Genomic DNA, 22,961 nt, shown 5'->3' with positions numbered 1-22,961 from the left:
ATCATGCGGCTCCGTAACCGCTACCTCCTGGTCTCCCGCATCGCCATGGGCGGTATGGGAGAAGTGTGGCGTGCCCGGGACGAGCTCCTGGGCCGCGAGGTGGCCGTCAAGATCCTCCGAAGTCACATCCACGTCGACCCGGCCTTCCGCGAACGTTTCAGGAACGAGGCCAGGATCACCGCGTCCCTGGCCGACCCCGGGATCGCCCAGGTCTTCGACTACGGCGAGCAGAGCGATCTGGCCTACCTCGTGATGGAGCTGGTCCACGGGGAGCCGCTGTCGGCCATCCTGGCGCGCAACGGCGCCATCGGGGCCGAGGTGACCCTCGACGTGGTGCACCAGACCGCCAGGGCGCTGCACACGGCGCACGCGGCGGGCGTCATCCACCGCGACGTCAAGCCGGGCAACCTGCTCGTCACGCCCGAGGGCGTGATCAAGGTCACCGACTTCGGCATCGCGCGGGCCCTGGAGGCGGCGCCGGTGACGCAGACCGGCACCGTGCTGGGCACCGCCCAATACGTCAGCCCCGAGCAGGCGCAGGGCTTCCCGCTCACCCCGTCGACCGACCTCTACTCGCTCGGCGTGGTCGCCTACGAGTGCCTGGCCGGGCGCACGCCGTTCCTGGGTGACAATCATGTGGCCATCGCGCTGCGGCATCTCAACGAGGCGCCCAGGCCGCTCGGCGTGGACGTGCCCGCGCCGGTGCGCGAGCTGGTGATGAGGCTGCTGGCCAAGGATCCCGGGCTGCGGCCGGGGACGGCGATGGAGGTGGCCGACCGGGCGTACGTGCTGCGCGAGTCGCTGGCGGCCGCCGCCGAGCGGCCCGCCGAGCTGAGCATGCTCACCGACCCCGGCGGCTTCCGCGTACGCGAGTCGTCGCCGGAGGACGAGCAGGAGACCGACCTGGTCACCACCACAGCGTCCGACGAGACAGCGCCCGACGAGCACGCCACGGGGCCCGGGCGGGCGCCGGCGAGGCGGCGCCGTCGGGGCGCCCGTACGCTGGCCGTGGTCGCCACGGCCGGCTGCGTCGCCGCGGTGGGGCTCAGCGCCATGACCCTCGCCGCCCGGACCCCCGGCACCACCGCCACGCCAGGCACCGCGGAGCCGACGCCCCCGGTGCCCTCGCCCGCGCAGGTGCGGCCGGGCAGGACCAAACCGCGGACCCACCGGCCCCCGGTGGTTCCGGTCAGGTCGTCGCGGCCTACACCCTCGCGGTCGGCTACGGTAAGCAAGTCGGCTACTCCCACAAGAAAGCCGACCCCCAAACCGACCCCGACGACGCGAACCCCGACGCCTACCCCCACAACCCCGAAGCCCACCACAACCCTGACAACTCCGACACCGCCCGCTTCGCCGGATCAGGGTGCGACAAACACGCCCGAGGAGGAGACGTGACGCGCCAGGGGGTCGATGATGGACACCGGCGGCCCCCGAGCAGGCCGGTACCCAAGATGAACGGTAAGGGACAGTGCAGGAAATGACTCAGCCTCGGCTACTCGGAGGTCGTTACGAGCTCGACGGTGTCGTCGGGCGCGGCGGCATGGCTGAGGTGTATCGCGCCCGAGACATCCGGCTGGACCGCATAGTCGCGATCAAGACCCTCCGCTCCGACCTGGCGCGCGACCACACCTTCCAGGCCCGCTTCCGCCGCGAGGCGCAGTCGGCGGCCTCACTCAACCACCCCGCCGTCGTCGCGGTCTACGACACCGGCGAGGACGTCACCGACGGCGCGCCGGTCCCGTACATCGTGATGGAGTACGTCGACGGCCGCACGCTGCGCGACCTGCTGCGCCAGGACCGGCGGCTGCTGCCGGAGCGCGCGGTCGAGCTGGTCGACGGCATCCTTCGGGCGCTCGACTACAGCCACCGCGGCGGCATCGTGCACCGCGACATCAAGCCGGCCAACGTGATGATCACGCGTGCGGGCGACGTCAAGGTGATGGACTTCGGCATCGCCCGCGCCATGGCCGACTCGGCCGCCACGATGACGCAGACCGCCCAGGTGATCGGCACGGCCCAATACCTCTCGCCGGAGCAGGCGCGGGGCGAGCGGGTCGACGCGCGCAGCGACATCTACTCCACCGGCTGCCTGCTCTACGAGCTGCTGACGGGCCAGCCGCCGTTCACCGGCGACTCGCCGGTCGCGATCGCCTACCAGCACGTCCGCGAGGAGCCGATCCCGCCGTCGCAGATCGACCCCGAGATCCCGGCCTGGGCCGACGCGATCGTGCTCAAGTCCATGGCCAAGGACCCCGCCCAGCGCTACCAGAGCGCGGGCGAGATGCGCGCCGACATCCAGCGGGCGATGTCCGGCATGCCGACCGACGCCCAGACGATGGCGATGAACGCCGGCGGCTACCAGGGCACGCGCATGATGACGGCCACGCACGCGGCCACCGGCCCGGCCACCCAGCGCACCAACGCCGTCCCGCCCTACGAGTACGGCGACGGCGAGGGCGGCGGCCGTGGCGGCCGGCGCCGGGCCTCGGGAGGCGGCGGCAACGGCCTCAAGACCGCCCTGTGGATCATCATCCCGCTGCTGATCATCGGCGCGTTCGTGACGGTCGGCTACATCGTCTTCGGCAACGGCGGCGGTGCCGCCTCCGACACCCAGGTCACGATCCCCTCGCTCGTCTCGCAGGAGCAGGCGTACGCGGAGGAGCAGCTCAAGGCGCTTGAGCTCAAGGTCGAGGTCGTCAAGGAGAACAGCTCCGAGATCGACAAGGACAGCGTGATCCGGACCGACCCGGTCGAGGGCACCAAGGTCGAAAAGGGCTCGCCGATCAAGCTCTTCGTCTCCAAGGGCCCGGCCAAGAAGAAGGTGCCGGACGGCCTCATCGGCCTGTCCCAGGAGGACGCGATCGCCGCCCTGGAGAAGGAGGGCCTGCGCGGCACGGTCAAGACCAAGGTCTCCAGCAAGAAGCAGGGCACGGTCATCGAGACCAGGCCCAAGGCCGGCGAGGAGATCGAGGAGAACGGCATCGTCACCCTCTACGTGCCCAAGGAGCTGGGCGAGGTGCCGAGCGTCATCGGCCTCACCCAGGAGGACGCCTCCGCGCAGATCAAGGCGGCCGGCTTCCGGGTGAAGGTCGTCCCGCAGCCGAGCGACCAGCCGCAGGGCACGGTCATCCAGCAGAACCCCGGCGAGGGGGCCAAGCTGGCGCCCAACACGACGATCACGATTGTGGTGTCCACCGGGCCGCAGCAGCCGCAGCAGCCGACGCAGGAGCCGAGCGACGACTTCCCCGAGCAGCCCAGTGACGAGCCGACCAGCGACAACCCGATCGACGAACCGCCGACGAACGACAACCCGATCGACGACGAGCCCGACGGGTTCTAGCGACCGGTCCTGACGCCGCTGAGGGCCGCCTCTCCCTTCCGGGAGGGGCGGCCCTCGGCGTTTCTGGGACGAAAAAAGAACGCCCCCGCCGCTCGGGGGCAACGGCGGGGACGTTCACTGGTAAGTCGGTGGCAGCGCGACATTTGTTACATGGTTCGCCGAAGCCAATTTTCCAGCAGCTTGTAGCCGTGCTCGGACAGGACCGACTCGGGGTGGAACTGGACGCCCTCGACCGGCGCCCGGCGGTGGCGCAGGCCCATGACCACGCCGTCGGCGGTGCGCGCGGTCACCTCCAGCGCCTCGGGCACCGTCTCGGGCAGCACGGCGAGCGAGTGGTAGCGGGTCATCCGCACCGGCGAGGGCAGCGTCGCGAAGACGCCCTCGCCGTCGTGCAGGATGTCGCTCGTCCGGCCGTGGAACAGCTCGGGCGCGCGGGTGACGGTGGCTCCGAACGCGACGGCGATGGCCTGGTGGCCGAGACAGACGCCGAGCAGCGGCTGCCGCCGCGCGACCGCCCGGCGGACCAGCGGGACGCTCACGCCGGCCGCCTCGGGGGTGCCGGGGCCGGGGCTGACCAGCACGCCGTCGAAGCCGTCGGCGTCGGCCTCGCGCACCTCGTCACGCGGGCGCACGTCGCACTCGGCCCCGAGGACGCGCAGGTACTGCACGATCGTGTGGACGAAGCTGTCGTGGTTGTCCACCACCAGCACACGACTCATTCCTTCACCGTCACCTCGTCGAGCGTCACCAGCGGCTCCAGTAGCGGAAAGACGACAAACCAGAGTACGGCCACCACGGCGATGACCAGCACGGCGGCGGTCAGGACGCGGCGGGGCAGGGGGCCGGGCAGCTTGCGCCAGAGCCAGGCGTACATCTGGGCTCATTCCTTCCTGAGCTGGGTCTCCTTGAGCACGCCGTACACGATGAGGCGCTGGGCGGCGGAGTACTCCGGATGGCAGGTGGACAGCGTGATGTAGGCGCGGATGGGGCGGATGTCGGGCTTGCCGGGCACGGGGGCGAGCACGTCAATCTCGTCGGGCTCCACGACGTCCTGGGAGGTGACGCGGTAGGTGTAGCGGGCCTCGCGGGCGTCCACCACGATCTCGTCGCCGCGTTCCAGCTCGTCGAGCCGGTTGAACGGGGCCGCGTACGTGGTCCGGTGGCCCGAGACCACGAAGTTGCCGATCTGGCCGGGCAGGGCGCTGCCCGGGTAGTGGCCCGGGCCCTTCCTGAGCTGGTCGGCGCCGACGCCTTCGACGATCGCGTACCGGTAGCCGGGGCCGAGCTTCGGGATGCCGAGCACGGCGACGGCCCGGCCCAGGTCGATGCGGTCGAGACGGCCGCGCTCGCCGGCCGCCTTCGCCGCGGCCAGCTCGCGCTGGAGCAGCAGTTGCTGGCTCCGGGTGTAGGCGCCGGTGCCCCAGAGCAGATAGGCGCAGAACAGCATGAGGATGAGGCCCGCGGTGATGCTCGTCTCCCCCAGGGCCCGGAGCGCAGCCCGCATTCGATCAGGGTAAACGGGGGAGTCGCGGCGGCCGGGGATCGCCAGGACGTGCGCGTGGCGACTATCCTGGGCCCGTCTCGATTAGGCTAACCGAAGAGCCTGCGGACGATCCGGATGCCCCAGGCCCTCAGCAGGAGTTACCCAGTGCCCAAGTCCAAGGCTCGTAAGAAGGCGGTTTACACGCCGCCGCAGAGGTCGCAGCAGGTCAAGGTCAGCCCGCGGTGGCTGGCGCCGACGATGGTCGTCTCGTGGATCATCGGCATCCTGTGGATCGCGGTCTACTACGTCGCGCCCAGCACGCCCTTCATCGGCGAGCTCCAGAACTGGAACCTGCTGATCGGGTTCGTGTTCATCATCTTCGGTGTGGTTCTTTCCACCCGCTGGCGTTAGTTCTTTCCACAGTTTTTTCCACACCCTGTGGGCGCCGTCACGTGGCGGCCCTCGTTCAGGCCCCGTTCAGGCCCCGTTCAGGCCCCGACGGCGGCCTGGATGGCCGACACGCGCACCAGCACCAGGGCGATCAGCACGATCAGCACGCCCGCGATGGTCGCCGCCTGCCACAGGGTCCGGTTCCTGCTGGGGGCGTAGGCGATGGCCGCCGCCAGCAGCGAGCCGGTGATCAGTCCGCCGACGTGCCCGGTCCAGCTGATGCCCGAGACCACGAAGGTGATCGCCAGGTTGATCACGATCAGCACGGCGATGCCGCGTACGTCCATGTTGAGCCGGCGGCCGACCACGAAGACCGCGCCGAACAGGCCGAAGATGGCGCCGGATGCGCCGACCGTCGGCTGGCTGAGCGGGTCGAGCCAGAGGCCGAGCACGCTGCCGCCGAGCGCGCTGATCAGGTAGATCGCGATGTAGCGGGCGTGGCCGAACGAGCGCTCCAGGTAGGGGCCCACGACGTAGAGCGCCCAGGAGTTGAACAGGATGTGCATCACGCCGCCGTGCACGAAGGCGGCGGTGATCAGCCGGTGGTACTGCTCGCCGAGCGCGACGCCTGCGGGCCACATCGCGAGCTCGCCGGTGACGCGGTCGCCGGTGAGATATTGCGCGCCGAAGATCAGCAGGTTGATGACCAGGATCGCGTACGTGACGATCGGCGTGCGTACGACGTTGCCGCCGAAGGTGGAGCGGGCCTGACGGATGCCGCGGTTGCCCTCGGCCACGCATTCGGGGCACTGGAAGCCGACCGCCGCGTCACGCATGCAGTCGGGGCAGATCGGGCGCTCACAACGCTGGCAGCGGACCCAGGTTTCCTTGTCGGGATGCCGGTAGCACGTGGGCACGGCCTCGGCCGGCTGCTCCGGCTGAGGGGGCGGGCTGGGCGGCTGGCTGGTCATGACCGAAAGCCTATGGCCTGTTACGGCTTGCTGCGCTTCGCCCGCCCCTCAGGAACGCGGGCTCTCAGCCCTGCACGCGGTCGATGGTGACCGACTCCAGGATGACGTCCTCGATGGGCCGGTCGCGGGCGTCGGTGCGGGTCTTGGCGATGGCGTCGACGACGTCCTGGCCCTCGATGACCTCGCCGAAGATGGTGTGCTTGCCGTTGAGGTGCGGCGTCGGAACGACCGTGACGAAGAACTGCGAGCCGTTGGTGCCCTTGCCGAAGCGGATGCCCGCGTTGGCCATGGCCAGCAGGTAGGGGCGGTTGAACCAGAGCTCGGGGTGAATCTCGTCGTCGAACTCGTAGCCGGGGCCGCCGATGCCTTGACCCAGCGGGTCGCCGCCCTGGATCATGAAGCCCGGGATGACGCGGTGGAAGATGGTGCCGTCGTAGTAGCGGCCCGTGCTCTTCTCGCCGGTGCCCGGGTGCTTCCACTCGCGGGTGCCTTCGGCCAGCTCCACGAAGTTGCGCACGGTCTTCGGCGCCTTGGTGGGAAAGAGTTCGACCTTGATCAGGCCGCGGTTGGTCTGCAGGTTAGCGATCAGCTTCTCAGCCACGAGACAGCTGCCCCCTTTGATGTACAGGGTTGGTTGGTGATCTTGTGCGAACTGTGGCCTTATGGCCGCTGTGACCATCCTCCCACGGACCGCAATGAATGGACCGCCTCCCCCAGGGAAGGTCAGGCTCGGGATCCCAACGACAGGGGAGGTTGTCGTGTCCCTGACACTGAGAAAGCGCCGCGTGGCCATAGAGGTACCCGCCACGTGGATGGGTCGCGTGAAGACCCGGGCCGTGCAAACCGGCGAACGCATGTCGCCGATGGCCGACCAGGCCAGGATGGCCGCCACGCACCGTATCGAGGACGCCCGCTCGTGGGCGGCACCGCGGCTGGAGTCCGCGGCGCACGGCATCGAGGACCAGGTCGCTCCGTACATCAGCTCCATGCTGACCGCGGCGGCCAGGAAGATCGAACCGGCTCGGACACGGTCGCGTAGGTGGCCGATGCTCGTCCTGATGACCGGACTCGCGGTGGGTGCGATGGGCTACATGGCCTACCGCCGCAATGCCCAGCAGTGGACCGAGCACATGAAGGACTCCGCCTCCGATGCCTCACGGTGGGTCAGTGAGAAGGCGGACCGTACCGCCGATATGGCGAGCGGTGTGTCGGACCGGGCGGACGAGACGTCTCGCAAGATGTCCTGATCCGGCGACCAGGGTAGGCGCCTCCGTGCTCCGGCACGGGGGCGCTTCTCCTTTCCCGAGGGGTTTGACCGCTTACCAAGCGCTTGCTACAAACGGACATGAGCCTGTCACCCCTCGATGACTACCCCGTCCACCAGGCGGCCCAGGTCATGCGGCACGTGACCACCTCCGACCGCAACTTCTACGACCGCTACTACTTCAACTGCCATGCGGGCACCGACGAGCTCATGCTCATCGTCGGCCTCGGCCAGTACCCCAACCTGGGCGTCACCGACGCCTTCGCCCTGGCCCGCCGGGGGGACCTGCATCGGGTGGTGCGGGCCTCGCGCGAGCTCGGCGCGGACCGGATGGACACCGGGGTCGGGCCGTTCCGGGTCGAGGTCGTCAAAGGGCTGAAGCGGCTGCGCGTGGTCCTGGAGCCGAACGCGTACGGGCTGTCCTTCGACCTGAGCTGGGAGGGCACGATCCCGGCGACCCTGGAGCCGCGGCACTTCCTGCGGTGGCAGGAGCGGGTGACGTTCGACTCCGTCCGGCTCGCGCAGACCGGCCGCTGGTCGGGGCACGTACGGATCGGCGACGAGGAGATCCCGATCACGCCGGACCGCTGGCTGGGCACCAGGGACCGCTCCTGGGGCATCCGCCCGGTCGGCGAGGCCGAGCCGCCGGGCATCCAGTCCAGGAACGCCGGCACCTTCTACTGGCTGTACGCCCCCATGAGCTTCGGCGACCACGCGATCCTGTGCATCGTCCAGGAGGACGAGCGGGGCCGGCGGCTGCTGGAGGAGGCCGTCCGGGTGTGGGCGGACGGGCGCGAGGAGGAGTATCTGGGCCGCCCCGATTACCGGCCCGTGTACGCGCCGGGCACCCGGGACGTCGTCGAGGCCGTCATCACCTTCACCCCGCCCGCGGGCAAGCCCTTCGACGTGCGCTGCACCCCCGTCCTGCCGGTCCACCTGATGGCCGGCACCGGCTACGGCCTCGAACCGGACTGGCGGCACGGGATGTACCAGGGGCCGGAGCCGGTGGTGCAGGGGGTGACGTACCGGCTGCCGGAGGACGCGAACCGGATGTGGGGGCTCGTGGACGCGGTGGGGCGTTTCGAGTACGACGGGCTGGTGGGACACGGCCTGTTCGAGTACTGGGCCCTGGGCCCGCACCCGTCGTTCGACCGGGGCTAGCGCGCCACCGCCCGTTCTCGTAGCAACGCGGCTACTATCTGCTACCTAGACGAGGAGATACAACCAATAGACAAGGTCTCAACATGCACTGGCACGCGTACCAGTGGATTGGCAACGGCGCTGACCGGGGCTACGAGTCCGGGAGGCGGCCCGGCTCGCCCGGCTTCCCTGCCTCGCCGCTGCCGCCCATGCGGACCGGTGACTGGCTGGCCAAGCCCGCCTCCCGGATCGCCGGCACGTATGACGACGTCGAGGACGCCGCCGGCTGGCTGGCCCGTGAGTACGGCAAGGCGCGCACGTCCCTCATCCGTCAGGAGCGCATTCCCCTGGAGGAGCGCCTGGTCTACGCCAGGGACGCGCTGCCCAGGGGCGTGGACGTGCAGTGGGGTGAGTGGCTGAAGGGCGGCAGGTTCGTGAGCCTGGGGCTGATCTGCTGCCCGAACCGGCACGTGTCGCATCCCTGCCCCTCATGAGCGGCCGACTCACACCGCGCAGGAGTACGCCGTGCTGCGGTGGGCGACGGTGAAGCCGGCGCGTTCGTACACGGCGGCCGCGCCCGTCGGGTTGGCGGCGTCCACGCCGAGCCCGGCCGCGTCGTAGCCCTGGGCGGTGAAGGCGGTGAGGGCGTGTGCGAGCAGCGCGCCGGCCACGCCCTTGCCGCGCCATTCGCGCAGCGTGCCGACGATCTGGATCCAGGCGACCCGCTCGCCGGCCGGCGTCTCGCGGTGGTGGGTCATGAGCACGCCGACGGCCCGCCCGTCCGCCAGGGCCACGAACGACGAGCCCGGCAGGAAGTTCGGCGGGCCGGTGATGGCGGCCCGCCAGCTCTCCGGGGTGTGCGGCACGCTGCCCCAGTGGTCGCGGAAGGACTGGTTGCGTACGGCGCGGGCGCCTTCGTCCAGGTCCGGTGACCAGGGGGTGAGGGACACGCCGGCCGGGGGCCGGACGGCGGGCAGGTCGCCGTGCAGCGGGCGGGCCATGCGGGCGAAGGTGCGTACCGGGACGAACCCGGCGGCCTCCGCGAGCACCGCCGCCCCGGGGTCGGTGGCGTACGCGGTGAGATGCACCTCCGCGGGAACGTCGGGGAAGGCCCGCGCGCTCAGCGCCGGGGCGGCGCGCAGGCTCCAGTCCACGATCCGCCGGCCGAGGCCGCGGTGGCGGTGGTCCGGATGCACGCCGCCCCAGAGCCGCATGGTGTGCGTCTCCGGGGCGGACTGCATGACCGGCAGGTGGCCGAAGGCGACCAGGCGGTCGCCCTCCCAGGCCGCGTGGGTGCCTTCGGCCAGGTCGAGCAGCGGACTGGAGAGGTAGCCGGCCACCTCGTCCACGCCGTGGACCACGCCGGCGCGGTCCACGGCCTCCATCGCGCCCAGCAGGTCGGCCAGCGGCCGGGCGTCCGCCAGGGTCAAAGGCTCCCATTTCATGAAAAGAGAGCCTAGGTCAGGCGCGCAGAACCTCCCGCCTGGTGGGCGATCGCGGCCAGGCCGTCCCCGAACGCGCGGCGGGTACGCGCCCCGAACCCGATGAACAGCCGGTTGGCGAGGGCCACCGCCCAGAACGGGCCGGCCACGCAGTAGACGCGGTGGTCCACGCGCGTGCCCTCGGGATGGGCGGTCACCGTCCACTCGCCCCGGTACCACCAGCCGCCCTGGTAGGCCAGGAAGTGCTCGCCGACCTCCTTGGCGGGCACCTGTCGCCGGAGCAGCGGCCACACCCGCTCGACGGGCGCGGTCACCACCCCGGCGACCGCCGTGACGAGCCGGCGGCTCACGGCTTGACCACGCGCGAGTTGTGGAAGGAGGCGAAGCGCCAGCCCTCGGGGGTGCGCAGCGCCGTGAAGGTGACGGTGGACGTGCGGCTCGGGTCGGGGACGCCGTTCACGGATGACGACCCGCCCGTCACGACCACGGCGACGTCGTCGGTGATGTGCCTGATGCTCGGCTCGACGTCGCTCTCGTCGAGCTTGATCGCGGTGCGGAACAGCCCCCGGTGCGTCTCCTCGATCGCCTCGCGGCCCTTGAGGTGCAGGCCGAAGAAGGTGACGTAGTCGGCGTCCGCGGTGAACAGCTCCGCGTAGCCGGCGGAGTCGCCGGCGTTCCAGGTCTCGGTCAGGCGGGCGAGCAGGCCGTTGATCTCGACGGTGGATTCGGTGGGGGACATGACGCGGTTCCTCTCGGTCGCGGCGCCTATCCTGGGCTTTGCGAGTCCGGACAGGGCAGGCGCCTTGGTCGGATGCCGGCCGCCGTGGTGTTGGCGCACCTCGGCGGCCGTTCTTTCTTCAGGTGGGCGGGCCCCAGTCGAGCTCGCCCTGGTCCAGCCGGTCGAGCAGGTCGCCGAGCCAGGCCAGCTCGGCCCGGTGCAGCGCCTGCTCGTACTCCAGCTCCAGCGCGAGCACGGCGGGCAGGCCGTTCTCCGCCATGGCCCGCCGGTGGGCGTCCATCCCGGCGAGGACGCCCTCGATCGTCGCGGCACGGGCGCGCAGCGCCCGCTGGGCCTCGGGCGGCGGGAGGCAACCCATGAGCGAGACCGCGGCGACGAACGCGCGCCGGTCGGGGTCGGGCCGTTCCAGGAGCAGGCGCAGCCGGGCGGCCAGCTCCTCCCGGCCCTCGTCGGTGATCTCGTAGACCGTGCGCTCCGGCCTGCGGCCCTCGCGGTCGGTCTTCGCGGGCACGATGAGCTCGTCCCTGGCCAGCCGCTCGACCGCGTGGTAGAGGCTGCGCGGCAGGCCGGTGATGTAGTCCTTGTGCCAGTCGACGATGAGCCGGTGCAGCTCGTACGGGTGAGCGGCGCGCAACGTGAGCAGGGCCAGGACCGTGAGCCCGACCAGATCGTGGCGGCGCGCCATGATGCTCCTTTCCATAGTGCAATTTGCACTATAGGCATGTGCAGCACCGGAAGTCGAGAGTCCGGCGGCGATCAGGCGTCGAGCTGCAGGAAGGCGCGGTCGATCGCCTGCCTGCTGGTCTCCTCCGGGTACGGGAAGCGGCCGATGAGGTCACGCAGCCCTTCCGTGTGCGCCCGCCTGGCCAGGTCGGCCACCAGCGCCAGCTCGGCCTGCTGCCCCGACGCGTACGCGCGGTCCACCACCGCGCCGTGCCCCGGCACGATCACCGGCTCGGGCATCTCCCTGAGCATCGCGGCCAGCGTCACCGGCCAGTCCAGCGGGTACGAGTCCCCGAACGCGGGCGGCGCCCCCTCCTCCACCAGGTCACCCGCGAACACCACCCCCGCGTCCGGCACCTGCACGACGACGTCGTTGCTGCTGTGTCCGAGCCCGAAGTGCCGCAGATGCACCATGCGCCCGCCGATGTCGAGGCTCGCCGCGCTGGTGAACGTGCAGTCCGGCGCGACGATGGTCACCTCCTCCACCTCGGGAAGCCGTTCCAGGAGGGCGGCGCGCTGCTGCTCGCCGTACGTCTCGATCTCCTCGGCGCAGCGGGTGTGGCCCCAGATCTCGGCGGGGCGGAAGAGCGCGTTGCCGAAGTAGTGGTCGAAGTGGGAGTGGCTGTTGACGACCGTCCAGGGACCGTGGGTGATCGTCCTGATCGCCTCGATCAGGTCGGCCGCCTGGCGGTGCGAGGCCCGCGTGTCGAGCACCAGGCAGTGCCCGTCGTCGCCCACGACCAGGCCGGTGTTCATGTCGTAGGAACGGTGCCGGCGGACGTAGACCCGGTCGCCGATCTCCTGCCACTTCTCGTCCATGGCACCGAACCCTACTTTTCACCTCCACCTATGGCATACGGGTGAACCGGAGCCCTTCGAACGTCCCCGAGGACCGCCACTGGTCGATGTAGGTGAAGAACGCCGCCGCACCCCCGGGATAGCCGCCGTTCAACCGCCCGCGTACGCCCAGGTCCCGGCCCTCGTTGTTGTAGTACCCGGGCGTGCAGTCGGGCGAGCCGAGCAGCGGGCCGTTGCCGGACAGCAGCAGGTCCACCCAGCCGTTCTCGGCCTCCTCGGTGACCTCGACCTCGGTGTGGCCGTGTGCCAGGGCGTGCGCGACGACGGTGGCGACCGTGCGCCCGGCCTCGGTGAGGTTGTGGGGGATGTTGGAGAGCAGGTTCGCGCCCTGGGTGTGGCCGATGAGGAAGGCGTTGGGGAAGCCGTGCACGTGGATGCCGTGCAGCGAGCGCATGCCGTCGGCCCAGTGCTCCGACAGCCTGCGGCCGTCGCGGCCGATCAGGTCGTAGCCGGCGCGGCGGGTCCAGTCGGTGCCGACCTCGAAGCCGGAGGCGTAGATGACGCAGTCGACCTCGTACTCGCGGCCGGCGACGACGACGCCCTTCTCCGTGATGCGCTCGACGCCCTTGCCGTCGGTGTCCACGAGGTGGACGCCGGGCAGGTTGAACGCCTGGAGGTACTCGTCGTGGAAGCAGGGGCGCTTGCAGAGCTGGCGGTACCAGGCCTTGAGCCCGCGCGCGGTCTCCGGGTCGCGTACGACGGCGTCCACGCGGGCGCGGATCTCCTCCATCTTCTCGAAGTCGGAGTCCTCGAAGGCGGCCAGCAACGTCTGCGGGGTGATCTCGGGCAGCTCGGCGACCCTGGCCCTGACCCGGCGGGCGAGGTCGGTCCAGCCGTCCATCACCAGGTCCTCGTCGGCCTGGGCGCCGGTCTGCATGGCGGTGAAGTTCTCCAGCCAGCGCCGCTGCCAGCCGGGCGTGGCGATGCCGGCGAACCATTCGGGGTCGGTGGGGCGGTTGTCGCGTACGTCCACGCTCGACGGGGTGCGCTGGAAGACGTACAGCTCGGCGGCGGCCCTCGCCAGGTGGGGGACGCACTGGACGGCGGTCGCGCCGGTGCCGATGATCGCCACCCGCTTGTCCGCCAGCCGGTCCATGGGGGCGCCGGCCGGGTCGCCGCCGGTGTAGGCGTAGTCCCAGCGGCTGGTGTGGAAGGCGTGGCCGCGAAAATCCGCCATCCCGGGGATGCCGGGGAGCTTCGGCACGTGCAGCGGCCCGATGCCCATGACGACGAACTGCGCGGTGAAGGCGTCGCCCCGGTCGGTGCGCACCAGCCACCGGCCGCCGAGCCATTCCAGGCCGGTGACCTCGGTGTGGAACAGCGCGTCGTCGTAGAGGCCGAAGTGCTTGCCGATGCGGCGGCAGTGCTCCAGGATCTCGGGCGCGTGCGCGTACTTCTCGGACGGCATGTGGCCGGTCTCCTCCAGGAGCGGCATGTAGACGTACGACGCCGTGTCGCACTGCGCTCCCGGGTAGCGGTTCCAGTACCAGGTGCCGCCGAAGTCGCCGGCCTTGTCGAGGATGCGGACGTCCTGGACGCCGGCCTCCTTGAGCCGCGCCCCGGTGAGCAGCCCGGCGAAGCCGCCGCCGATGACCGCGACCGTGACGTGGTCGGTCTTGGGGGCGCGCTCGGTCCTGGGCGTGTACGGGTCGTCCAGGTAGTCGGCGGGCAGGCGGAGGTACTGGTCGTTGCCGTCCGGGCGGAGCCGCTTGTCGCGCTCCTCGCGGTATTTGCGGCGCAGGGCCTCTTTGTCGATGCGGCCGATCGCGGCTGTCATGCGTCCTCCGGTGGATTGTCCGAGGCGATTCCAGAATCACATTCGGCCCCGGTCGCCGACAAGGCCCCGCGCTGGACGGCCGTCGGGCGAGTTGAGGGCCGCTATGGTGATTAATCCGTACGTCAAGAAGCTGCCCGAGGAAGCTGCACCGCCTTGGCTCATCGCGCGCTGGTCATCGCCCTCCTGCCCGCCATCGGGCTGCGCGTGCTCGCCGTGCTCGGGTTCCCGCCCGCGCTGCTGTTCTACGGCGACTCGTTCGCGTTCCTGCGCGAGGAGCTGACGCCCGGCACCGCCCGGCCGTCCGGCTACTCCCTGCTGCTCGCGCTGCTGCGCCCGGCCCACAGCCTGACGCTCGTCACGGTCCTGCAGCACCTGCTGGGGCTGGCGCTCGCGATCGGCGTGTACGCCCTGCTCAGGAAGCGCGGCCTGCCGGGCTGGGGCGCGACGCTGCTGGTCACCCCGCTGCTGTACGACGAGTTCCTGATCCTCCTGGAACACATGATCATGGCGGACGCGGTCTTCGTCGCGCTCGTCACGGCGGCCGTCGTGCTCGTGGTCTGGCGCGTCACCCCGGCCACGGCGGCGACCGCCGGGCTGCTGCTCGGCCTGGCCGGCATCACCCGGACCGTCGGCCTGCCGCTGCTGCTGCTCACGGCCGCGTACCTGCTGATCCGCCGGTACGGCTGGCGTCCCCTCGTGGCGCTGGTCGTGGCGGGGGCGATCCCGCTCGGCGCGTACGCGACCTGGACCAAGGCGGAGAAGGGCAAGTTCGCGCTCACCGAGGCGGACGGCAACTTCCTCTGGTCGAGGACCATGAGCTTCGCCGACTGCGCGGTGATCGACCCGCCGGAGCGCCTGGCCGTGCTCTGCCCGAACATGCCCGTCGAGCAGCGCCCCTACCCGCCCCACTGGCTGTGGGAGGACTTCTCGCCGCTGCTCAAGGTGCCGGGCACGGCCAACCGCAACCAGCTCGCCGGGGAGTTCGCCCGGCAGGCCATCCTCGCCCAGCCGGTCGACTACCTCGCCGCCGTGGCGACCGACCTCCGGCAGCTGCTGCGCTGGGAGCGCACGGCCGTGGACGAGAAGACGCCGTACAAGCTGCCCGCCGCCGAGCGGCCCATCAGCGAGTCCGTGCGCGGCATCGCGGAGTCGTACGAGGCCGGGCCGGCCGCCACGCGGGTCGTCGAGCCGTACGCCGGCTGGCTGCGGGCCTACCAGCGTTTCGGATATGTGCCGTTCCCGCTGCTGATGGTCGCGCTGATGGCCGCGTTCGGGCTCATGGTGTGGCGGCGGCGCTGGGACGCGCTGCTCCCGGCGCTGGTCGCGCTCGCGCTCGTCGTCTCGCCGCCGTTCCTCGCCGCCTTCGACGTCCGGTACGTGGTGCCGGCGATCCCGCTGATCTTCCTGGCCCTCGGCCTCACCCTGGCCGGACGTACCACGGAGCCCGCCGCCGAGCAGGAGCCCGCGCAGCTCAGCCGAGCAGGATGACCAGCCCGACGGCGATCAGCACGAGGGGGAGCAGCACGTGCCCCCAGCGGCTCAGCGCGCGGGCGACGAGCGGCCGGGTGGCGAACAGCCGGCCCGCCAGGCACCAGACGGCGACCAGCACGAGGAAGACGGCCGCGTACCCGGCGATGCCGGCCGGGCCCGAGGTGGCGAACACCGGGACGTAGACGCCCACATTGTCGCCGCCGTTGGCGAACGTGACGGCGGCGACCGCGAGCGCGCCGGGACCGCCCGGACCTCCTCCGGGTTCCTCCTCGTCCCCGCCGTTCCGCTCGCGCCAGGCCCGCCAGGCCGCGCGGACGCCGAGAGCGAGGGGGAGCAGGCCCAGGTACGGCAGCACCGCCTCGGGCAGCAGCGTGGCCCCGAGCGCGGCGGCGACGGACACCGCGAGGATCGCCGCGAAGCCGAGGTACTGGCCGAGGACGATGCGCGCCGCGCCGCTCCGATGCCCGGCGGCCTGGGCGAAGAACAGCGCGAGCAGCACGAGGTCGTCGACGTTCGTGACGGCGAACAGCCCGGCGGCCTGCGCGACGACGCCTCCGATGCTGTTCCCGGTGTGCATGGGCACCATGATCCCGGACATGCCTGGCGGGTAGCTGCGGGGTTGGCATAATGACCGCCAAATGGCGAAATTTCAGGGTCTGGCGGAGTATGCGGCGGCGATCGCCCCGATCATCGACGCGGCCCACGTCAACGTGCACGCCACGGCCCGCCGCGCCGCCACCGAGCTCGCCGAGACCTCGGGCGTCACCCCCGGCCTCCTACCCGACCTGCGCTTCGTGCTCCCCCTGCGCCCGCTGACCCGCGCCGGGCTCGCCGTGATCCACCGCTACCACGACCCGGCTGCCCTGGAGGACGCCGTCCTGGAGCACCTGCGCGAGGGCACGCTGGCCGACGGGGACGACGGCCTGCGGCTGACCGCCCGCGGCCGCGCGTACGTCCACGGCCTGTACGAGGTCCACGCCGCCGCCACCGCCCGTGCCTGGCCAGGCGACCTGCGTGTTCTGGCCGAGCTGGCCGGCCGCGTCCTGGAGCACGCCGAGCGCGTCCCCGGCGGGGCGCTGGAGCTGGTGGCGCCGCCGTACGAGCCGGGCGGCGCCTCCCCCGGCGTGCTGCTGTTCAACCGCCTGGCCGCGCTCCGCTACCACCGCGCCGACGCCCACGCCGCGGCCTGGGAGGCGGCGGGCCTGTCCGCGGCCGAGATCGTCGGCCTCCGGGACGGCCCGGTGCGCGCGGCGGTCGAGGCGGCCACGAACCTCCGGGCGGGCCGACCGTACGCCGCGCTGTCCGCCGCCGAGCGCGACGCCCTCCACGACGGCCTGCTCACGCTCATCTGATCCGCCTCCCGACCGGCGACGCCGAAGTTCGCAAAGTCCCACCTCCCGGTAACCGGCCGAGTGGCGCACTATGGTCGTACTTCTCATCAGGAGGCACCGTGGAACAGGAACTGCCCGGCGGTGCGAGGCTGATCGTGGGAGTGGACGAGTCCCCGGCCTCGCGCTGGGCGCTGGCCTGGGCCATCGGGGCGGCCAGGCTGCACCGGATGGCCCTGGTCGCCGTGCACGTCAGTCGCGCGCCGGTCCATCCCTTCCCCGAGGCGCTGCCCGTGCAGCACGCGGTGCGGGCGGGCGAGGAGGCCCGCTGCGCCGAGGTGATCACGGCGGCGTTCGAGGACGTGGCGGGCGGGGTGCCCGACGACCTCACGACGGCTGCCATCGGCCGGGTCGGCGACCCCGGCTACCATCTCGTCGATCTCGCCGGCGAGGGCGACCTGCTGGTGCTCGGCCGAGGGAGACGCGGGCTGTTCAGCCGCATCTTCCTGCCCTCCACCAGCATGTACTGCGCGCGGCACGCGCGTACGACGGTGGTGATCGTGCAGCAGCCGGCCGCGCCCGACGACCCCGAGCTGTCAGGTGACCGAGGCCGGCGGTCCTGGGGCCGCCGGCATCCGTAGCGAGCGGCCCAGCAGGCGCAGGCCCTCAGGGACCAGGTCCCTGGTGATCCCGCCGTAGCCCAGCACCAGCCCGGGTTGCGGGGCGCCCTCCGCGCAGTACGCCTCCAGCCGCTCCACCGCGAGCCCCGGCGCCGGCTCGAAGGACACGCCGGGCGCGAGCCGGGCGCACAGGTGCAGCCCCGCGCTGGACGGCACCGGCCGCAGCCGCTCGTCGGCGGCCAGCGCCTCGGCGATGGGCGCGTGGCGGGCGGCGTACTCGCGGGTCGCCTTCCTGATGTGGCGGGCCAGCAGCCCCTCGTCGATGAAGCGGGCGAGCGCCGCCTGCGCCGGCAGCTCCCCGTGCCAGTCGGACAGCTGCTTCGCGGTGCGCAGCGCGGGCGCGAGCGAGGCGGGCGCGACGAGGAAGCCGAGCCGCAGCATGGGGAGCAGCGTCTTCGAGAACGAGCCCACGTAGATGACCCGGCCCGCCCGGTCGAGGCTCTGGAGGGGCGCGAGCGGGCGTTCGCCGAAGCGGAACTCGCTGTCGTAGTCGTCCTCGATGAGCACCGCGCGGCGGCGCTCGGCCCAGGCGAGCAGCGCGGCGCGGCGGGCCGGCGACATGGGCGTGCCCAGCGGGAACTGGTGGGACGGCGTCACGTACACGACGCGGGCCGCGCCGGGGATGGCCGCGACGTCGATGCCCTCGGCGTCCACCGGCACGGTCGCCACGCGCGCGCCGAGCGAGCGGAACAGCAGGCGGGCCGGCCAGTAGCCGGGCTCCTCGACGGCCACGCAGGCGCCGGGCTCGATCAGCACCCGGCCGATGAGGTCGAGGGCCTGCTGGGCGCCGTTCGTGATGAGCACGTCGCCGGGGCCGGCGTCGACCGAGCGGCTGAGGCCGATGTGCCGGGAGATCGCCTCGCGCAGCGCCGGATGCCCGGCCGGGTCCGCGTAGCCGCCGATGCCGGCCCGCAGCTCGCGGGCCACCAGGCGGCGCCAGGTCTGCATGGGGAACAGGCGGGGATCGGGCATGCCGACGCGGAAGTCGTAGCGGGCGGGCGGGACCTGCGGGGGCGGGCTGAGGTCCGGCCAGGGCGCGCGCGGGCGGATGACGCCCTTCGGCGCGGCCCTGCCGCGCACCGGCGCGGCCGAGACGAACGTGCCCGCCCCCGCCCGGCCCACGAGGAAGCCGTCGGCCACCAGGCGGTCGTAGGCGAGCGCGACCGTGTTCCTGGAGATGTCCAGCCGGCGGGCCAGCTCGCGGGTCGGCGGCAGGCGCTCGCCCGAGCGCAGCCGGCCGTCGAGGATGGCGTCCATGAGCTGCCGGTACACCTGGGCGGCCAGGTTGCCCCGCCCCTCGTGAAGGGTGATGTGCACGTCCATCTTGGCCCAATCAATTGGCTGGAAATTGGAGCTTATCCTGGGACAAGCCGGGCGCGAGGATGAACTCATGACCGAACGCATGAACCTCGGATCCCTGGCCCGCGAGGCCTACCGCGGCATGGCCGGCCTGGACCGCTTCGTCGCCGCGAGCCCCCTCCCCACGTCCCTCGTCCACCTCGTCAACCTGCGGGCCAGCCAGATCAACGGCTGCGTCTACTGCGTGGACATGCACAGCGCCGACGCCAAGAAGGAAGGGGAGAGCGACGCGCGGCTGCACGCGGTCGCCGTGTGGCGGGAGGCGCCGTTCTTCACCGAGCGGGAGCGGGCCGCGCTCGCCTTCACCGAGGCCGCCACCCGGCTGTCCACCGACGACGTCACCGACGCGGTCTGGAACGAGGCCGCCGCGCACTTCAGCGAGGAGGAGCTGGCGGCGCTCGTGGTCGCGGTGGCGGCGATCAACGCCTGGAACCGGATCGGCGTCTCCACCCGCATGACGCCGGAGTCGTACCAGCCATGACCACCCTCACTCTGGCCGCCCCCGCCCCCGCCCCCGCCGGCCGCCTTGGCTCCGGGCGGCGCGTGCTCGCCCAGGCGCAGTTCGCGAACTCCGTCGGCGACGGGGCCTACCTCGTCGCCTCCGCCTTCTACTTCGCGAAGGTCGTGGGCTTACCCCCGGCCCAGATCGGCATCGGCCTCACGGCGGGCTGGGCGGTCGGCATGGTGGCCGGGGTCCCGCTCGGGCACCTCGCCGACCGGCGCGGCCCGCGCGGCGTCGCCGTGGCGCTGGCGGTCGCGACCGCCGTCGCGGTGGCCTCGTTCGCGCTGGTCCGCTCGTTCGTGCCGTTCCTGCTGGTCACCTGCCTGTACGGCATCGCGCAGACCGGCCTGTCGGCGGCCCGCCAGGCGCTGCTCGCCGGCCTGGTGCCGCCCGCCGAGCGGACTGCGGCCCGCGCGATGCTCCAGGCCACGCTGAACGGCGGGCTCGCGGCGGGGGCCGGGCTCGGCGGGATCGCGTTGTGGCTGGACACGCCCGCCGCGTACACGGCGCTCTTCGCCCTCGACGCGGCCGGCTTCCTCGTGGCCGCGGCCCTCCTGCTGCGGCTCCCCGCGCTCCGCCCGGCGGGCGGCCCCGCTGATGGCACGGCCCCCTCCGGCCGGCTGACCGTGCTGCGGGACCGGCCGTACGCGCTGGTCACGCTGATCAACGCGGTGCTGCTGTTCTACATGCCGCTGCTCAGCGTCATCGTGCCGCTGTGGATCGCCGGTCGCACGTCCGCGCCGTCCTGGGTGGTGGCCGCGCTGCTCCTCGTGAACACCGGCAGCGTGCTGGCCTTCCAGGTGCGGGTGGCCCGCCGGGTGCGGACCCTGCGGGAGGCGTCCGCGTCGGTGCGCCGGGCCGGGCTGATGATGCTGGCGGCCTGCGCGGTGTTCGCGCTCAGTCCGTACGGGTGGCCGTACCTGCTGCTGGGTGCCGCCCTGCTGGTGTGGGGCGAGATGCTGCTGGCGGCCGGCGCCTGGGAGATCAGCTTCGGCCTGGCTCCCGACGACCGGCAGGGCCAGTACCAGGGCTTCTTCGGCACCGGCACCGCCGTGGCCCGCATGCTCGGCCCGGTCGCGCTCACCACGCTCGTCCTCGGCGGCGGGACGCTCGGCTGGCTCGCCCTCGGCGCGATGTTCGCGGCGGCCGGCGCCGCGATGACGCCGGCCGTCCGCTGGGCCCGCCGCTCGGCCTCGCGCTCAGCGGAACGCGCGTAGCTTCGACGCCCGCCGCCCCCGCTCAGCGGAACGCGCGTAGCCGCAGGCTGTTGCTGACCACGAACACGCTGGAGAACGCCATGGCCGCCCCCGCGATCATCGGATTGAGCAGCCCCGCCGCCGCCAGCGGCAGCGCCGCCACGTTGTACGCGAACGCCCAGAACAGGTTGCCCTTGATGACCGCCAGCGTCCGGCGGGAGAGCCGGATCGCGTCCGGCGCCACCCGCAGGTCGCCGCGCACCAGCGTCAGGTCGGCGGCCTCGATGGCGGCGTCGGTGCCGGTGCCCATCGCCAGCCCCAGATCGGCCTGGGCCAGCGCGGCGGCGTCGTTGACCCCGTCGCCCACCATGGCCACGACCCTGCCCTCGCCCTGGAGCCGCTTGACGACGTCCACCTTCTCGGCGGGCAGCACCTCGGCGATCACCTCGTCGATGCCCACCTCGGCGGCGACCGTACGGGCCACGGCCTCGTTGTCGCCGGTCAGCAGCACCGGGGTGAGCCCCAGCGCCCTGAGCTGCGCGACCGCCTCCTTGCTGGTGGGCTTCACGACGTCCGCCACCACCAGCAGCGCCCGCGCCTTGCCGTCCCAACCGACCGCGACGACCGTACGGCCCTTGGCCTGCTCCTCCTCCAGCTCGGCCGCGAGGTCCGCGGGCAGGTGCTGCGACCACTCGGCGAGCAGCCGGGGGCGTCCGACCAGCACCGCATGCCCGTCCACGATCCCCTGCACGCCGAGCCCCTCGACGTTCGCGAAGTCCTCGACCTTGGCCTGCGAGGCGGCCTCGCGGGCGACGGCCTGGGCGATCGGGTGCTCGGAGGCGTTCTCCAGCGCCCCGGCCAGCCGCAGCACCTCCTCGCGGGTCTCCCCCTCGGCCAGGTGCACGGCGGTGAGCGTCATGCGGCCCTCGGTGACCGTGCCGGTCTTGTCCAGGACGACGGTGTCCACCTTGCGCGTGGACTCCAGCACCTCGGGGCCCTTGATGAGGATGCCGAGCTGCGCGCCCCGCCCGGTGCCGACCAGCAGCGCCGTCGGCGTGGCCAGGCCCAGCGCGCACGGGCAGGCGATGATGAGGACCGCCACCGCGGCCGTGAACGCCGCCCCCGCCCCGTTGCCGGTGCCGAGCCAGTAGCCCAGCGTGGCGACCGCCAGCGCGATCACCACCGGCACGAACACGCCCGAGATCCGGTCGGCCAGCCGCTGCACCTGCGCCTTGCCGGTCTGCGCCTCCTCCACCAGCCGCGCCATCTGCGCGAGCTGCGTGTCGGCGCCGACCCTGGTGGCCCGGACGATGAGCCGGCCGCCCGCGTTGACGGTCGCGCCGGTGACGCCGTCACCCGGCTTGACCTCGACCGGCACCGACTCGCCGGTCAGCATGGAGGCGTCCACCGCCGAGGAGCCCTCCTCGACCACGCCGTCCGTGGCGATCTTCTCCCCCGGCCGCACCACGAACCGGTCGCCGGTCTGGAGCCGTTCGACCGGCACCCGGCTGCCGTCGGCCAGCTCCACGTCCTTCGCGCCGAGCTCCATCAGCGCTCGCAGCGCCGCGCCCGCCCGCCGCTTGGAGCGGGACTCGAAGTAGCGCCCGGCCAGGATGAACGCTGTCACCCCCGCCGCCGCCTCCAGGTAGATGTTGCCGGAGCCGTCGGTGCGCTCGATCGTGAACTCGAACGGGTGCGTCATCCCCGGCGTGCCCGCCGAGCCGAAGAACAGCGCCCAGAGCGACCAGCCGAGCGCCGCCAGCGTGCCCATGGAGATCAGCGTGTCCATGGTGGCCGCGCCGTGGCGCAGGTTGGTCCAGGCCGCCTTGTGGAACGGCCAGCCCGCGTACACCACGACCGGCGCCGCCAGCGTCAGCGACAGCCACTGCCAGTTCGGGAACTGCAGCGGCGGGATCATCGCCATCGCCACCACCGGGACGCTGAGCACGATCGCGGTGATCAGCCTGCGGCGCAGCTCGTCCGGCGGCTCCGCCTTCTCCTTCCCCTCCTCCTCGGCGGCGGGCGGGGCGGGGAGCGCGGCGGTGTAGCCCGCCTTCTCGACCTCCTCGACCAACGCCCGCGGATCGAGGCCCTCCGGGAAGGTGACCTTCGCCTTCTCGGTCGCGTAGTTGACCGTCGCGGTCACGCCGTCGAGCTTGTTGAGCTTGCGCTCGATCCGGTTGGCGCAGGACGCGCAGGTCATGCCGCCGATCGTGAGCTCGACAGCCTTGCCCTCGGTCATGGAGGACATGTCACCTCTCCCTTCGTCGCGTCC

25 protein-coding genes are annotated in these 22,961 nt (G+C 72.2%); 11 read left to right on the top strand and 14 right to left on the bottom strand.

Annotated features, from left to right (window positions below):
• The first annotated feature begins 3 nt into the window (after positions 1-3).
• Both AC27IY_RS17195 and pknB read left to right on the top strand, forming a co-directional pair.
• Positions 4-1,398, top strand: coding sequence for a serine/threonine-protein kinase (locus tag AC27IY_RS17195; protein ID WP_487178511.1), 1,395 nt, complete (start codon positions 4-6; stop codon positions 1,396-1,398).
• 82 nt (positions 1,399-1,480) lie between these two features.
• The gene (pknB, locus tag AC27IY_RS17190; protein ID WP_487178510.1) at positions 1,481-3,343 is read left to right on the top strand and encodes a Stk1 family PASTA domain-containing Ser/Thr kinase; all 1,863 of its coding nucleotides are present in this window, start codon (positions 1,481-1,483) and stop codon (positions 3,341-3,343) included.
• 146 nt (positions 3,344-3,489) lie between these two features.
• On the opposite strand, the gene AC27IY_RS17185 is transcribed toward pknB, so the two are convergent.
• Genes AC27IY_RS17185 through AC27IY_RS17175 form a run of 3 tightly spaced genes read right to left on the bottom strand, consistent with a single transcriptional unit; the run spans position 3,490 to position 4,847 of the window.
• Complete coding sequence (locus tag AC27IY_RS17185) at positions 3,490-4,062, bottom strand: anthranilate synthase component II (RefSeq protein WP_423478348.1); 573 nt, start codon at positions 4,060-4,062, stop codon at positions 3,490-3,492.
• Positions 4,059-4,217 carry a hypothetical protein gene (locus tag AC27IY_RS17180; protein WP_487178509.1) on the bottom strand — a complete coding sequence of 53 codons (159 nt, stop codon included), beginning with the start codon at positions 4,215-4,217 and terminating at the stop codon, positions 4,059-4,061. The genes AC27IY_RS17185 and AC27IY_RS17180 overlap by 4 nt, the downstream gene beginning before the upstream one ends.
• Before the next feature lie 6 nt (positions 4,218-4,223).
• Complete coding sequence (locus AC27IY_RS17175; RefSeq protein ID WP_487178508.1) at positions 4,224-4,847, bottom strand: class E sortase; 624 nt, start codon at positions 4,845-4,847, stop codon at positions 4,224-4,226.
• 144 nt (positions 4,848-4,991) lie between these two features.
• On the opposite strand from AC27IY_RS17175, the gene AC27IY_RS17170 reads away from it, so the two are divergent.
• On the top strand, positions 4,992-5,237 hold the full coding sequence (locus AC27IY_RS17170) for a cell division protein CrgA (protein WP_344213917.1): 246 nt from the start codon (positions 4,992-4,994) through the stop codon (positions 5,235-5,237).
• Between the two features lie 77 nt (positions 5,238-5,314).
• Here AC27IY_RS17170 and AC27IY_RS17165 read toward each other — a convergent pair whose 3' ends face one another.
• Together AC27IY_RS17165 and AC27IY_RS17160 are read right to left on the bottom strand one after the other, a co-directional pair.
• The gene (locus AC27IY_RS17165) at positions 5,315-6,187 is read right to left on the bottom strand and encodes a rhomboid family intramembrane serine protease (protein ID WP_344213919.1); all 873 of its coding nucleotides are present in this window, start codon (positions 6,185-6,187) and stop codon (positions 5,315-5,317) included.
• Between the two features lie 64 nt (positions 6,188-6,251).
• Positions 6,252-6,788, bottom strand: a complete 537-nt coding sequence (locus AC27IY_RS17160; RefSeq protein WP_423452146.1) for a peptidylprolyl isomerase — start codon at positions 6,786-6,788, stop codon at positions 6,252-6,254.
• A 157-nt stretch (positions 6,789-6,945) separates the two neighbouring features.
• On the opposite strand from AC27IY_RS17160, the gene AC27IY_RS17155 reads away from it, so the two are divergent.
• The 3 genes from AC27IY_RS17155 (at position 6,946) to AC27IY_RS17145 (ending at position 9,085) form a co-directional block, all read left to right on the top strand.
• Positions 6,946-7,434 carry a hypothetical protein gene (locus tag AC27IY_RS17155; protein ID WP_487178507.1) on the top strand — a complete coding sequence of 163 codons (489 nt, stop codon included), beginning with the start codon at positions 6,946-6,948 and terminating at the stop codon, positions 7,432-7,434.
• A gap of 98 nt (positions 7,435-7,532) precedes the next feature.
• Positions 7,533-8,612 carry an Rv3169 family protein gene (locus AC27IY_RS17150; RefSeq protein ID WP_487178506.1) on the top strand — a complete coding sequence of 360 codons (1,080 nt, stop codon included), beginning with the start codon at positions 7,533-7,535 and terminating at the stop codon, positions 8,610-8,612.
• Positions 8,613-8,695: 83 nt separating this feature from the next.
• Positions 8,696-9,085, top strand: coding sequence for a hypothetical protein (locus tag AC27IY_RS17145; RefSeq protein WP_487178505.1), 390 nt, complete (start codon positions 8,696-8,698; stop codon positions 9,083-9,085).
• Positions 9,086-9,094: 9 nt separating this feature from the next.
• On the opposite strand, the gene AC27IY_RS17140 is transcribed toward AC27IY_RS17145, so the two are convergent.
• The 6 genes from AC27IY_RS17140 to AC27IY_RS17115 all read right to left on the bottom strand — a co-directional run bounded on the left by AC27IY_RS17140 (position 9,095) and on the right by AC27IY_RS17115 (position 14,130).
• Positions 9,095-10,036: a GNAT family N-acetyltransferase gene (locus tag AC27IY_RS17140; protein WP_487178504.1), complete on the bottom strand. Its 942-nt coding sequence runs from the start codon at positions 10,034-10,036 to the stop codon at positions 9,095-9,097.
• A gap of 11 nt (positions 10,037-10,047) precedes the next feature.
• Positions 10,048-10,383: a hypothetical protein gene (locus AC27IY_RS17135; RefSeq protein WP_487178503.1), complete on the bottom strand. Its 336-nt coding sequence runs from the start codon at positions 10,381-10,383 to the stop codon at positions 10,048-10,050.
• A complete protein-coding gene (locus AC27IY_RS17130) occupies positions 10,380-10,772 on the bottom strand; it encodes an SgcJ/EcaC family oxidoreductase (RefSeq protein WP_487178502.1) in 393 nt (130 codons plus the stop codon). The genes AC27IY_RS17135 and AC27IY_RS17130 overlap by 4 nt, the downstream gene beginning before the upstream one ends.
• 118 nt (positions 10,773-10,890) lie before the next feature.
• On the bottom strand, positions 10,891-11,457 hold the full coding sequence (locus AC27IY_RS17125; RefSeq protein ID WP_487178501.1) for a PadR family transcriptional regulator: 567 nt from the start codon (positions 11,455-11,457) through the stop codon (positions 10,891-10,893).
• 71 nt (positions 11,458-11,528) lie between these two features.
• Positions 11,529-12,314 carry an MBL fold metallo-hydrolase gene (locus AC27IY_RS17120; protein WP_344213935.1) on the bottom strand — a complete coding sequence of 262 codons (786 nt, stop codon included), beginning with the start codon at positions 12,312-12,314 and terminating at the stop codon, positions 11,529-11,531.
• A gap of 28 nt (positions 12,315-12,342) precedes the next feature.
• Positions 12,343-14,130, bottom strand: coding sequence for a flavin-containing monooxygenase (locus AC27IY_RS17115; protein ID WP_487178500.1), 1,788 nt, complete (start codon positions 14,128-14,130; stop codon positions 12,343-12,345).
• Between the two features lie 153 nt (positions 14,131-14,283).
• Here AC27IY_RS17115 and AC27IY_RS17110 point away from each other — a divergent pair, with 153 nt between their 5' ends.
• Entirely contained in the window at positions 14,284-15,618 is a 1,335-nt protein-coding gene (locus AC27IY_RS17110) for a hypothetical protein (protein WP_487178499.1), read from the top strand.
• Here AC27IY_RS17110 and AC27IY_RS17105 read toward each other — a convergent pair.
• On the bottom strand, positions 15,602-16,198 hold the full coding sequence (locus AC27IY_RS17105; RefSeq protein ID WP_487178498.1) for a cadmium resistance transporter: 597 nt from the start codon (positions 16,196-16,198) through the stop codon (positions 15,602-15,604). The genes AC27IY_RS17110 and AC27IY_RS17105 overlap by 17 nt on opposite strands.
• A 61-nt stretch (positions 16,199-16,259) precedes the next feature.
• On the opposite strand from AC27IY_RS17105, the gene AC27IY_RS17100 reads away from it, so the two are divergent.
• Both AC27IY_RS17100 and AC27IY_RS17095 read left to right on the top strand, forming a co-directional pair.
• On the top strand, positions 16,260-16,973 hold the full coding sequence (locus AC27IY_RS17100) for a hypothetical protein (RefSeq protein WP_487178497.1): 714 nt from the start codon (positions 16,260-16,262) through the stop codon (positions 16,971-16,973).
• A gap of 98 nt (positions 16,974-17,071) precedes the next feature.
• Complete coding sequence (locus AC27IY_RS17095) at positions 17,072-17,590, top strand: universal stress protein (protein ID WP_329588066.1); 519 nt, start codon at positions 17,072-17,074, stop codon at positions 17,588-17,590.
• Here the strand turns inward: AC27IY_RS17095 and pdxR are convergent.
• Positions 17,546-18,952, bottom strand: a complete 1,407-nt coding sequence (gene pdxR, locus AC27IY_RS17090) for a MocR-like pyridoxine biosynthesis transcription factor PdxR (RefSeq protein WP_487178496.1) — start codon at positions 18,950-18,952, stop codon at positions 17,546-17,548. The genes AC27IY_RS17095 and pdxR overlap by 45 nt on opposite strands.
• Before the next feature lie 67 nt (positions 18,953-19,019).
• Here pdxR and AC27IY_RS17085 point away from each other — a divergent pair, with 67 nt between their 5' ends.
• Together AC27IY_RS17085 and AC27IY_RS17080 are read left to right on the top strand one after the other, a co-directional pair.
• Positions 19,020-19,469, top strand: coding sequence for a carboxymuconolactone decarboxylase family protein (locus tag AC27IY_RS17085; RefSeq protein ID WP_364461067.1), 450 nt, complete (start codon positions 19,020-19,022; stop codon positions 19,467-19,469).
• On the top strand, positions 19,466-20,707 hold the full coding sequence (locus AC27IY_RS17080) for an MFS transporter (protein ID WP_487178495.1): 1,242 nt from the start codon (positions 19,466-19,468) through the stop codon (positions 20,705-20,707). Before AC27IY_RS17085 ends, AC27IY_RS17080 begins: the two co-directional genes overlap by 4 nt.
• Positions 20,708-20,729: 22 nt before the next feature.
• On the opposite strand, the gene AC27IY_RS17075 is transcribed toward AC27IY_RS17080, so the two are convergent.
• Complete coding sequence (locus AC27IY_RS17075; protein ID WP_487178494.1) at positions 20,730-22,937, bottom strand: heavy metal translocating P-type ATPase; 2,208 nt, start codon at positions 22,935-22,937, stop codon at positions 20,730-20,732.
• Positions 22,938-22,961 lie beyond the last annotated feature (24 nt).

It is taken from the genome of Nonomuraea sp. B208 (assembly GCF_057536035.1).
The sequence above is the reverse complement of the archived record's forward strand: the minus strand, read 5'-3'. Positions and strand labels throughout refer to the sequence as shown.